Origin of the sequence: Aureibaculum sp. 2308TA14-22 (genome assembly GCF_040538665.1) — a bacterium.
GTDB lineage: Bacteria > Bacteroidota > Bacteroidia > Flavobacteriales > Flavobacteriaceae > Aureibaculum.
Window position 1 is genome coordinate 1,169,068 of the sequence record NZ_JBEWXT010000001.1, and the last position, 13,261, is coordinate 1,182,328.

General features: G+C 33.5%; 7 protein-coding genes. 5 read left to right on the forward strand and 2 right to left on the reverse strand.

Annotation, left to right across the window (positions count from 1 at the left end):
- Positions 1–38: 38 nt before the first annotated feature.
- Complete coding sequence (locus U5A88_RS05200) at positions 39–1,025, forward strand: aldose epimerase family protein (RefSeq protein WP_354204386.1); 987 nt, start codon at positions 39–41, stop codon at positions 1,023–1,025.
- A 1-nt stretch (position 1,026) separates the two neighbouring features.
- Here the strand turns inward: U5A88_RS05200 and U5A88_RS05205 are convergent, their stop codons facing one another.
- Positions 1,027–3,003, reverse strand: a complete 1,977-nt coding sequence (locus tag U5A88_RS05205) for a protein-disulfide reductase DsbD family protein (protein ID WP_354204388.1) — start codon at positions 3,001–3,003, stop codon at positions 1,027–1,029.
- A 60-nt stretch (positions 3,004–3,063) separates the two neighbouring features.
- Positions 3,064–3,513 (reverse strand): protein-disulfide reductase DsbD domain-containing protein, encoded by a 450-nt coding sequence (locus tag U5A88_RS05210; RefSeq protein ID WP_354204390.1) that lies wholly within the window; start codon positions 3,511–3,513, stop codon positions 3,064–3,066.
- Between the two features lie 162 nt (positions 3,514–3,675).
- Here U5A88_RS05210 and U5A88_RS05215 point away from each other — a divergent pair, with 162 nt between their 5' ends.
- The 4 genes from U5A88_RS05215 to U5A88_RS05230 all read left to right on the forward strand — a co-directional run bounded on the left by U5A88_RS05215 (position 3,676) and on the right by U5A88_RS05230 (position 13,177).
- Positions 3,676–6,456 (forward strand): helix-turn-helix and ligand-binding sensor domain-containing protein, encoded by a 2,781-nt coding sequence (locus U5A88_RS05215; protein WP_354204392.1) that lies wholly within the window; start codon positions 3,676–3,678, stop codon positions 6,454–6,456.
- A gap of 257 nt (positions 6,457–6,713) precedes the next feature.
- Positions 6,714–9,824: a SusC/RagA family TonB-linked outer membrane protein gene (locus U5A88_RS05220; RefSeq protein WP_354204393.1), complete on the forward strand. Its 3,111-nt coding sequence runs from the start codon at positions 6,714–6,716 to the stop codon at positions 9,822–9,824.
- A 12-nt stretch (positions 9,825–9,836) separates the two neighbouring features.
- Entirely contained in the window at positions 9,837–11,378 is a 1,542-nt protein-coding gene (locus tag U5A88_RS05225; RefSeq protein WP_354204396.1) for a RagB/SusD family nutrient uptake outer membrane protein, read from the forward strand.
- A 23-nt stretch (positions 11,379–11,401) separates the two neighbouring features.
- A complete protein-coding gene (locus U5A88_RS05230) occupies positions 11,402–13,177 on the forward strand; it encodes a LamG domain-containing protein (RefSeq protein ID WP_354204398.1) in 1,776 nt (591 codons plus the stop codon).
- Positions 13,178–13,261 lie beyond the last annotated feature (84 nt).

The window sequence follows — 13,261 nt, forward strand, 5'->3', positions numbered from 1 at the left end:
AAGTTTATCTTTGATAATTCAAATTTAAACACTTTAAAATGACTGAGCAGCCACAAGTAATAATCATAAAAAACGGTAATGGATTAGAAGCTCAAATTTCGAATTTAGGAGCAAGTATATTGAGTTTACTCGTTCCAGATAAAAATAAAAAACTAGTCAATGTGGTTGTGGGCTTAGCATTACCTGAAGATTATTATGCTGAAAAATATTTAAACGATTGCAAATATTTAGGTGCTTCGATAGGCAGATGGGCGGGTAGAATTTCAGGAGGAAAATTTAAGATAGACGATACTATTTATGAACTATATAATGAAAACGGTGTGCATTTACATGGAGGGAAAGAAGGTTTTGATAAAAAATATTGGAATGTTGATGAAGTTAGTGAATCTTCAGTAACGCTATCTTATTTAAGTAAAAATTTGGAGGAAGGTTATCCAGGAAATTTGCAAACAACAGTTACTTATACACTTACAGAAAATAATGAATTGAAAATAGTATATGAAGCAACAACGGACAAGACGACGCCTGTAAATTTAACCAATCACGCTTATTTTAATTTGGATGGAAATGGCTCCGTTTTAGATCATGAATTGGAGCTAAAAAGTGATTGGATTATAGAGTTAGATGAACAATTATTAGTTACAGGAAAATTATTGAAAACCAAGGGTACACCTTACGATTTCAAATCAAAATCGAAAATAGGTAAAACAGACTTTAACGGCATGGATGATATTTTTGTACTTAATTCGAATGATGATTCATATAAGGTTTCCTTATCATCCTCAAAAACAGGAATTGAAATGAAAGTATTTACTAACCAACCAGCATTAGTGATTTACACACCACCGAAATTACCTAAATTATCATATAAAGGAGGTGTAGAATATTCCGACTATTCAACTATTTGCTTTGAGACTGAGAGCTATCCCGATGCGGTAAATCAACCGAGTTTTCCATCTGCGTTGCTTAACCCTGGAGAAACTTATTTAAATGAAACCGTTTTTAAATTTAACGTTACCAATTAAATTATTCTTTTTTAAACTTCCCAATACCATCTTTTAACCACGCCAAATATTCATCAGCATTTGGAGTGTAAGCTACTGGAGTATTTAAGTTAGTCTCATCATGATCCATTAAAACATAAAAGGGTTGTGTATTCGCTTTATAGCGGATAGTTTGAAACTCGCTCCATTTTTGGCCAATATATTTTAATTTTTTTCCTGGTCTTAATTTTGAGTCTACTTCTTCACCTTCTGGTAAAGGGCGTTTATCATCAACGTATAAAGAAATTAATACCACTTCATTTTTTAGAATACTTAAAATTTCAGGTTTTGGCCATACGTTCTGTTCCATTTTTCTGCAATTTACACAGGCCCAACCTGTAAAATCCAGCATAACAGGCTTATTTACTTTTTTGGCATAGGCCAAGCCTAAGTCGTAATCATTAAACGCTAAAATATCATGAGGAGCTAATAAGTGAGCTCCATCTGGTAAATCATCATGACTAGTGCTACTTCCACTTCCTAATTTTGAATAACCTACTCCATAAGGAGATTCACTGTAATCGAGAGGAGGAGGGAAGGCTGAAATTAAATTCAACGGTGCTCCCCACAATCCGGGAATCATGTATATAGTAAAAGCTAAGGTTAATAATCCTAAACTAAGCCTTCCTACCGAAATATGAGATAGTGGCGAATCATGTGGTAATTTTATTTTTCCAAATAAGTAGAGTGCCATGGTACCGAATATAGCAATCCAAATGGCAATAAATACTTCACGTTCCAACCAATGCAATTGAAGCACCAAATCCGCTTGCGATAAGAATTTAAATGCAAAAGCTAATTCTAAAAACCCTAAAACCACCTTAACAGTATTTAGCCACCCACCAGATTTAGGCAGTGAATTTAACCATCCTGGAAAGGCTGCAAATAAAGCAAAAGGTAGTGCAATGGCTAAAGAGAAGCCTAACATACCAATTACAGGTGCAATTCCTCCTTTTGATGCCGCTTCTACCAATAATGTTCCTACTATTGGTCCAGTACATGAGAATGATACTATTGCCAATGCTAATGCCATAAAAAAGATGCCAATCAAACCTCCTTTATCTGCTTGATTATCAATTTTAGTTCCCCATGAACTTGGTAATGTAATTTCAAAAGCTCCTAAAAAAGAAACTGCAAAAACAATTAACAGTAAAAAGAAAATGATGTTAAACCATACGTTGGTAGCCAAGGCATTTAACGAGTCTGCACCAAAAATGGCAGTAACCGCCGTACCTAATAAAACATAGATTACAATGATTGAAATTCCATAAATAATCGCATTTCTGATGCCCGCTGCTCTGGTTTTACTTTGTTTGGTAAAAAAACTGACCGTCATAGGTATCATAGGAAATACACAAGGGGTTAACAACGCTGCAAAACCAGATATAAACGCTATAAAAAAGATAGTCCACAATCCTTTTTGTGAATCTTTTTTTGAATCTATATCATTTGAAGTTTGTTCTAATTTGTCAACATCCGAAGTAGCATCAGCTTTGCTTCCTCCACTTCCTTTGATTATAAAATTAAATTCTTCAAGCAAGGGTGCAGTACATTGTACATCATTACAGGCCATAAATTCAACTTCACCTTTTACAACTGATAATTCTTTATTTATTATTTTGATACGTTGCTTAAACTCGGCTTTAGTATCAAAATATTTTATTTTCATATTAAAAACAGCATCGTCTTCAGTATGTCCTTCATCTTCTGAGGTATTGCCTACGAGCTCAAAATTATCATTAGTATAAAATGTAAAGGTTGTAGCTATTGGGCCACCTTCTGGTACATCTTGCGAGTATAAATGCCAACCTTCTTCAATTGATGCGGTTGCAACCAAGGTATATTCTGTTTCTGATGTTTTTTCAACACTTGTTTCCCATTTAACAGGATCTACCAATTGTGAATAGATGGATGTTATAGCGAAGAACAATAAAAGGAATGTAGTAAGGAACTTTGACATTTATAAAATTATTTTTTAACTAAGACGCAACTTGTTTTAATACCTATCAAAAAAAGAAGTTTAATTCAAATTAAACTCTAAATCAACAGTTGTTGGTGGTAAACACTGGGTATCATCACAAACCATAAACTCTACCTCTCCAGTAATTGCTTTAATTGGTTTTAACACTTTAATTCGTTGTTTAAAAATGGCTTTATTTTCAAAGAATTTTATTTCCATATCAAAAACAGAATCGTGTACGGTTTTACCTTTTTCTTCTTTAGTATTGCCCTTTTTAACATAATTGGCATCACCTTTAAAAGTAAAAGTAGTAGGAATTGGTCCATCTTCTGGAACGGCTTGAGAATATAAATGCCAACCAGAATCAATCGTTGCTGTAGCTATTAGCTCATAGTCGCTATCCGATATTTTTTTAACCGAGGCGTCCCATTTAATGGGTTTTAAAATTTGTGCTTGTGCTACTGTTGCCGATAGGGTAGCAATCAATATTAGTATGTATATGTTTTTCATGAAATAAATATTTACTTAAAAAAAGTATCTATTGGATGCAAAAATAAGGATTTACCCTTAGTTTTTAATTGAGAATGTCTTTTAAAAAATGTTATTTACACGTAAGCTAGAACTTAATCATAGTTTTATTTGGTTATATTTGGTTACTTTTTTCCAAAAAAAATGAAAAAAATACTATACATATTTTCTGCTTTTTTTATTTTTTTCAGTCTAACTGCTAATGCTCAGTTCAGCCCCTATTTTAAAAACTATTCTATTGCTGATTATAATGCGGGAAATCAAAATTGGGGACTTTCAAAAACGGATAGCAGTCAGTTGTTCGTTGCCAACAATAAAGGCTTATTAACTTTTGATGGAATTAAATGGAAGCTGACAGAAATGCCCAACAAGACAACGGTGCGTTCAGTTTTATATAAAGATGAGAAAATATATGTCGGTTCTTATGAAGAGTTTGGGTATTGGCAAAAAGATAATAAAGGTATTTTAAAATATACTTCTTTAAGTAGTTTAATTAAAGGTCAATCTTTTCATGATGAAGAGTTTTGGCAAATTATTGAATGGGATAATGCCATTATTTTTCGTTCATTTTTTAATATTTATATCTATGAAGATGGTAAAATAGATATTATTCATCCACCTTCAACTACTATTTCTTGTCACTTGGTTAACAATCAATTTTATGTTGCAACGCTAAAAGATGGAATTTTTAAGTTAGAAGATCGGAAACTTTTACCTTTCATTTTCGATAATGTATTGAATGAGAAAAAGGTAAACTTTATAATACCATATCAAAATAATAAATTACTAATAGGTACTGCCTTACATGGTTGTTTTGTTTATGAAAAAGGGAAGTTGACCCCTTGGCAAACTCCAATAAATACAACATTAAAAGAATATCAATTAAATAGTTTCTCAGAAAATGATAGTTATTTCATTTTTGGAACGATCCAAAATGGTGTTTATTTAACCGATAGGACTGGGCAAATAAAATTTCAAGTAAATAAGGAAAACGGTTTGCTCAACAATACTGTACTAGGTCAAATTGTAACAAATGATGGTAAATTATGGTTAGGCTTAAATAGTGGGATTGTTAAAGTTGATCTAAGCTCTAATCTTGTTTTTTATAATGATAGTTCTGGAAAACTGGGTGCGGTTTATGACATAATTAATTATAATAACACAACTTATGTTGGCAGCAATACTGGCCTTTATTATTTAGATAAAAAAAATAAGTTACAATTTATACCAAACTCACAAGGGCAAGTTTGGGATTTAAAAGAAATTGAAGGGCAATTATTCTGTGGTCATAATAATGGTACATATCTGGTTGAGAACAAAAAATTGAAATTAATTTCTACCCAAGCTGGAGGCTGGGTTATAAAAAAAGTTCCTGAACACCAAAATACTTATGTGCAAGGCACTTATGTAGGATTAGTATCTTATAAAAAAATGGACAATCATTGGCAGATAAAGCATTTAGGTGAAACTACAAACCCTTTCCGTTTTTTAGTATTTGAAGATGAGTCAACTGCTTGGGCTGCACATGCATACAAAGGATTATATAGAATTAAATTTGACGATACTTATGATAATATTCTAAGTATTCAAAATTATAACAATAAAGGATTAAGTTCTGAATACAACGTTCGTGTATATAAAATTAAAAATGATATTTGTTTCAAAACAAATGAAGGTTGGCAAAAATATGAGGCTTTAAAAGATAGCATAATAGAATCACCAATGTTAAATAATGAGTTTGGTAATGACACTTATATTATTTCAGAAGAAAATGAGAATGTACTTAGTTTGAAAAAAGAAAACGCTATTGAATTAAGATCTTTTGACAGTAAAAGTTATCAAATGATTGTCACAGATAAATATTTTAAAAATAGATTGGTTATTGGCTATGAGAACATTTCAAATTTTAAAGACAACCAATTAGCATTAAGTCTAAATGATGGCTTTCTCATTGCCGATAAATCTAAAAAAACTGCAAATGAAATACCGCTAAAGCCAATTATAGATAATTTTAGTGTAAATAGTAAAACATTAACATTAAATGGTTTTAATAAAGAAGATTTTACTTATAAAAGCAATATTTCAATTGATTTAACCGTACCAGGTACATCCAATCACTTTTATGAATACGCTATTGATACCATTGAACCAATCAAGTGGAATAAGATTGAAAAAGAAAGGTTAGAGTTGAGCAATTTAACAGAGGGTCTTTACACTATTTATTTCAGATCAAATAATAACTTCAAAATACCTTCGGAGGTTACTAGCGTATATTTTAATGTTAATCCACCATGGTATCGAGCAAAAACGGGCTTGTTATTATATGTGTTATTAGGACTAATGATTGCGGCTGTTTTTTATTTACTTCATAAAAGGAAAATAGCTAAAGAACAACGGCTGTTACAACTTGATTTAGAAGAAAAGCAAGCTATAATACTTAAAGAAAAATCAATAGAAAATGAAAAGCAATTGATTTCAATTAGGAACGATGCTTTAAAAAACGAAATTAAGTTAAAAAGCAAGCAATTGGCAAATAATGCTATGTCTCTAGTTAAGAAAAATGAAACCTTAACCAGTTTAAAAAGAGAGTTTGTTTTAAATAGAAATAGTTTTGACTCACATCTTTATCAAAAATTGTTAAAAAAGATTGACGGGTCTTTAGGGCAAAAGGACGAATGGAAAATTTTTGAGTATAATTTTAATCAAGTTCATGAAGATTTTTTTAAGGAATTAAAAAAGGAATTTCCAAAATTGACTCACAAAGACTTAAAATTGTGTGCATACATAAAAATGAATATACTTACAAAAGAAATAGCACCACTAATGAACATTTCAGAAAGGGGAGTGGAAACACATCGTTATCGCCTAAAAAAGAAATTAGATTTAGATAAAGAAGATTTACAAACATTTTTAAAAAACTACTAACAATTTTTAGAAAATGGAATATTCTGACAATAATGATTGAAAAAAACCCAAATATCATTACTTAAAAGCTACGTCATTACTACGTCATTTTTACAAATACCTACCTAAATTAATAACTTTTAGACTTGTTTTTACTACGTCAATAGCTGTTTTAAGAACTTTAACATATTTTGACGTAATTAAAATGTATTTCATTTTTTGAATAGATATATAGTTGTATTAAATTTAACCATACTAACATTCAAATATATAATTTTATGAAAAGAGCATGTTTAAAAGACACGAACTTTAGTAAAAATGTTGCTGACAATCATGGTATGATCCACAAAGTTAAATGTGGCTCTTTGGTGAGGTCTAAAATTCATTTACTATTGTTATTTTTTATCTTCTCACTTACAGCATTTGCCCAAGAGGTTACCATTACAGGTGTTGTAACAAGTGCAGATGATAATTTTCCGCTACCTGGAGTTAATGTAATTATCCAGGGCACAACAAATGGAACAAGTACTGACTTTGATGGTAATTATTCAATTACAGTCAATAAGGGTGACGTGCTTGAATTCAGTTTTATTGGTTTTACGCCTCAATCTATAACAGTTGGAGACCAAACCGAAATTAATGTAGTAATGTTGGCTGACGCAGAAGCTTTAGATGAAGTAGTTGTTGTAGGTTATGGTCAGTTAAAAGTAAAAGATTTAACCTCTGCAATTACTACTGTTAAGGCTGAAGAGTTGATAAAAACTCCGACAAATTCGGCAATGCAGGCTTTGCAAGGTAAAGTTGCAGGATTACAAGTGGTAAGCAATGGAGGTCCTGGTAGAGGCCCAACAGTTCGAGTACGTGGTATTGGTTCTTATAATACTGGTGCCTCAGGACCATTGTATGTGGTCGATGGTATGTTTTTTAACAATATAGACTTCTTAAATACTGCTGACATTGAGTCCATATCTATTTTAAAAGATGCATCAGCATCAGCTATTTATGGTGTACGTGCCGCTAATGGTGTAGTTTTAATAGAAACTAAATCGGGTTCAGCAAATAAGAAGTCAGAAATATCTTATGATGGATATTATGGAACACAAGTTGCACAGAATGTATTAAAGGTGGCTAATGCAGAACAGTTTACAACGCTTGCGTTAGAATCTGGCTCAGCTCCAGATGCTCAATTTATTTTAAATGCAATGCAACGTTATGGAAGAAGTAGAGTTAATCCAAATGTACCTGATGTAAATACAGATTGGTATGACGAAATTATCCGTCCTGCACAAATTATGAGTCATAGTCTCGGCTTTACAGGCGGTAGCGAAAAGGCTACTTACGCTGTTGGTGCTAATTATTTTGCACAGGAAGGTATTTTAGATATGAAAAATGAATATGAGCGTTTTAATTTAAGAAGTAAATTAGAATTTAAGGTAAACGATTGGTTTACAATAGGTGGTAACGCAGTCTTTAGTAATTCTACTAGATATGATCCAGAAGATTCAGCATGGAGATTAGCTTATTATGCAGTACCAATCTTACCAGTGCTAGATCCAGCTTTGGCTGATGATCCCAATGTGTTTCCAACTAATTATGCAAATGCACAAGATCTTGGATATAGAGGAGGGCAAAATCCTTTTCCTACTTTAAGATTTACAGAAGATAGAATCAGGGCGAGAAATATTTTTGCTAATTTTTATGCTCAACTACAAATTATTCCAGATAAATTAAGTTTTAAAACATCATACAATCACAATTATCAGAATTTTGAAGTACGTAATGTAAGATTACCTTATTTTATAGGTAATAGTTTTCAACGTGAAAATGCTTCATTAGGTAAAAGGGTTAGTAATATTTCCAATCAGATATGGGATAATACTTTAACCTTTACTCAGACTTTTGATAAGCATGACTTAACAATTTTAGCTGGAACCTCTTTTAGAGATGAAGGTTTTGAAATGCTTGGAGCAACTGGATTGAATTTCCCTCTAAGTGGTGAAGAAGCCTATTATTTAAGTCAAGCACAAACTACTCCAGAAGAAGGAGTTGTTGATGGTGGAGCACGAGAATATGGATTGTCTTATTTTGGGAGAGTCTCTTACAATTATGATAATCGATATTTATTATATGCCACTTACCGTGCTGATGGCACCAACAAGTATCAAGAAAAGTGGGGTTATTTCCCTACCATTGGTGCTGGTTGGGTAATATCTAGTGAATCTTTTATGGAAGACAATGGTGTTTTTGATTATTTAAAGTTAAGAGGTAGTTGGGGTAAATTAGGTAATGATAAAGTGCCTTCTAGTGAAGGTTCAATTACATCATCAGTAGTTACAACAGCATTAGGTGATGTGCTTTTTAGTGGTGTAAATACTGGAAGTGATTTTACTGCACTTAAATGGGAAGTTACTTCAGAAACCAATATCGGAATAACTGCCAGATTGTTTGATAACAATTTGTCTCTAGAGGCAGATTATTATGTTAGAGATACTGAGGATGCAGTAATTCCTGTTGAAAGACCATTAATTCCTGGAGCTACACGACAAAATGTAGGTGAGATAAGAAACTCTGGTTTTGAACTGGCATTAAATTGGAATAAAAATGTGTCTGATGATTTCAGTTATTCAATAGGTGCAAATCTTTCAACGCTAAAGAACGAAGTATTAGATTTGGATGGACAACCTCATTTAGATGCAGGTTCAGCAGAATTTAGACAACGTTCTATTGTAGGGCAGCCATTATTTGCTTTTTACGGACGTGAAGTTGCTGGTGTATATCAAAATGATGCAGAAATACAGGCTGATCCTGTTGCCGTGGCTAATAATTTAGTTCCTGGTGATTTTAAGTATAAAGAAAATGGAGGTGACCCGAATACTATAGATGATGATGATAGAGTAGTGTTGGGCTCATTTTTACCTACTTATTCTTATGGTTTTAATTTAGGTTTTGAATACAAAGCATTAGATTTTTCTGCCAGTGCTGTAGGCCAAGGTGGAAATAAGATACTTAATCGTAAAAGAGGTGAAGTAATATTTACCAGTGATACTAACTGGGATCGTGATTTCGCAATCAATAGATGGCATGGTGAAGGCACAACAAACTCTTATCCTTCGGCTGCTGGAGTTAGAAAAGGGTGGAATCAACGATTAAGCGATTATTATGTAGAAGATGGAGGTTTTTTTAGGCTTCAAAATATAACTTTGGGTTATACCATAAATAAAGACGGGCAACATGGAAAAATTCCAAGAACCAGAATTTATTTTACGGCTGAAAAGCCATTGACCTTGTTTAATTACAATGGATTTAACCCAGAAGTAGCAAATGGTGTTGACAATCAGACCTATCCTATACCTGCGGTATATACAATTGGTGTAAATATTAAAATTTAAAAAATTATGAAAATGTTTAAAATAACTAAGATAGTATCTGTACTTACCTTATTAGCAGTAATTGCTTGGGGTTGTACTGACAAATTAGACGAGTTACAGCTTAATAACAATTTTGCTGGTGGTACCGATTTTACCAAGACAGAAGATATGATTCTTTCCATTGTTGGTGTTTATGAAGCGTTTCAATCTAGAGGATGGGAACAGCCTTTATTAATATCGGTTAGAGGTGATGATGTAAATGCTGGTGGATTAGGTGATCAGCAAGATTTTGCCGAAACAGATTTGTTCAATTACAATAAAGATTATTGGATGTACAATTCACTTTGGGAAAATGTATATGTTGATATAATTACTGCACATACCGCAATGGAACAAATTGCAAGGTATCAAGAAGTAGCAGATGCGGCAGGGGTAGCAAAAGGAGATCAATATATAGCTGAGGCAAAAGTATTAAGAGCAATGATGCTTTTTCACTTGTCACAAGTATATGGAGATGTTTTTATTCCATTATCTTCTGATACTGGAGAATTACTATCCCTAACTGAGGTACCCACCAAAGATCAGGTAATGCAACACATTTCAGATCAAATGGATGAAGCTATTGCAGTATTACCAGATATGCGTCCAAATGAGCGTCAAGATTTACCAGGCGGTGTTACTAAATATACCGCGTTGGCAATCAAAGCCTTGGCACAACAAGAGTTGAAAAATTATCAAGGCGTCGCGGATGCTGCTGGGCAAATCATTAGTTCAGGTAAATTCAGTTTGTTTTCTGATTTTTATGAATTGTTTAAAACACCAGGTAAGTTAAGTGACGAAAGTATTTTAGACTTACAGTATTCAGACTTTGGTCAAGGTGAGGGTGATAGAGAAAGTCATTTATATGCACCTTATGGGCCACAAGGATGGACGCCAGCAGTGCTAGGTGCAAGTAGTGGTTGGGGTTTTTATGAGCCTAGCATGAAGTTTATCAAATTTATGTTAGACCGAAATGAAACAGTACGTTTAGAAACTTCAGTTTTATTTACTGATAGAGGGATAGCTGAGATAACATCAGATCCAGCTTATGCAACTTTACCTTCTTTTGTGAAGAATACAACCAGAGATGGTGATAGAATCAATGATTATGCACGTGCATTATTTGCTAGTGGTAAGCATTATTTACCTTCAAATCAATTAATTCCAGGAAGAACATCTTATGGTAGTAATAAAAACTATAATATAATACGATATGCAGAAATTCTGTTAATCTATGCAGAGGCTCTAACTCAAGGAGCTAATGGTTCAGGAATGACAGCAGATCAAGCTGTAAATCAGGTTAGAGCTAGAGCAGGATTAGGGAACTTGTCAGGAGTTACAACTGATGATGTTTTAGATGAAAAATTTGCTGAATTAGGAATGGAATGGGGTAAACGCTATTTTGATATGATTAGATTAGGCAAAACAGCTGAACTTAGTTATGATGGTAGAACTTTTTCTGAAGATAAAAAATATCTTCCATATCCACAAAGTCAAGTAGATCAATTCCCTATTTTGGAAGGCGTTTCTAATTAATGATAATTTAAATATTTAAAAATATGAAAACAATAAAAAAATTAATTGCAGTTGTAGTGCTTATGCTTTTTGCAGTAGCATGTAACGACGGAATTGATCCTATAACTCAGGTAGATCCAGGTCCAGATGCTTCCGCACCTGAAATAACTATTAATTATCCTGTTGAGGGAACAAAAATTAAAGTAAATGAACCCGTCGTCTCTATCATGATCGATTTTGAAGTTACTGATGATATAGAGGTAGCCAATATTTCTGTAAAAATGGATGGTTCAGAAATTGCGACAATGAATGATTTTAAAGATTACCGTCGCGTGTTGGCCGAAGTTGCTTATGATAACTTAACTACAGGTGTACATGAGTTAAATATTACTGCGACAGATTTAGATGGTAAATCTACATCTGAAATAGTAAGTTTTGAAAAAGAACCACCTTACATTCCTTTATTTGCGAACGAGGTAGCGTATATGGCTTTTGATGGTGATTATACTGAGCTAATTAGCGTAACTAAAGCTACTAAAGTTGGTTCTCCTGGTTTTGCAGGTGAAGGAATTGCTAGTCCTAATGCCTATGCTGGTGCAGCTGATTCTTATTTAACAATTCCTACTTCTACATTGCAGTTAGGGAGCGAGCTGACAGGAATGTTCTGGTATAAAGTAAATGCAAGCCCAGATAGAGGTGGTATTTTGGTTATTGGCCCTCCAGATCCTGATAAAGGAGCTGACAAACAAAATAATAGAAATAGTGGATTTAGAATGTTCCGTGAAAACGCCGGAGGTAAACAACGTATAAAGTTGAATGTAGGGACAGGGACTAAAAATGTATGGGTTGATGGTGGTACTGCGGCTGATTTAGACGCTGACAATCCAGAATGGGTAAATATTGCCTTTACCATTTCACCAACATCAGCAGTAGTTTATATAAACGGTCAGGTTGTAAAAGAGAGTACTTTAGAAGAAGGTGGTGTAGATTGGGCTGGTTGTGATATTATGTCAATTATGTCTGGTGAACCACGTTTTAACGGTTGGAACCATAAATCTGACAACAGCTTCATGGACGAATTGCGTATTTTCAATACAGCAATGACTCAAGAAGAAATTCAAAACGTAATTGGTGTAACCAATCCTTATGAACCAGCAGACGGTGAAACATTGTATATGAAGTTTGATGATAAATATAATAACTTAGTTGGTGGGGCATTAGCTACAGAAGTAGGCTCTCCTGGCTATGCAGGAGAAGCTAAAAAAGGTAGCAATGCCTATGCTGGGGCTACTGATTCTTATTTAACACTTCCAACTACCGGTTTGCAAGGAGAATCATTTAGTGCCACATTTTGGTATAAAGTAAATGCAGAACCAAATAGAGCTGGTATTTTAGTTATGGGACCTGAGGATCCGGACAATGCGGATTATCCAGATAAACAAAATAACAGGAATTATGGGTTTAGATTTTTCCGTGAAGATGCTGGAGGTATGCAACGTGTTAAATTAAATGTAGGTACTGGGACTTCTAATGTTTGGGTTGACGGTGGTTCAGCCGCAGATATTGATCCTGCTGCTGGAGAATGGGTGCATTTAGCATTTACAATAACACCTGGCAAGGCTAAAGTTTACATTAATGGCGAAATGGTTAAAGAAAGTGATGTAGCTGGTGTGGACTGGGCAGGTTGTGATATATTATCTATCATGTCAGGTGCACCACGTTTTACTGGTTGGAATCACAAATCTGACAGTAGCTACATGGATGATTTACATTTGTTTAACAAAGCGTTGACACAAGAGGAAATACAAGATATTATGTAAAGATTAATTATTTTGAGTTAGTAGTTACCATCAAAGCTAAAACCTAGATGGTCTTTTAGCTGCATTCTTAATTGAGTGCAGCTA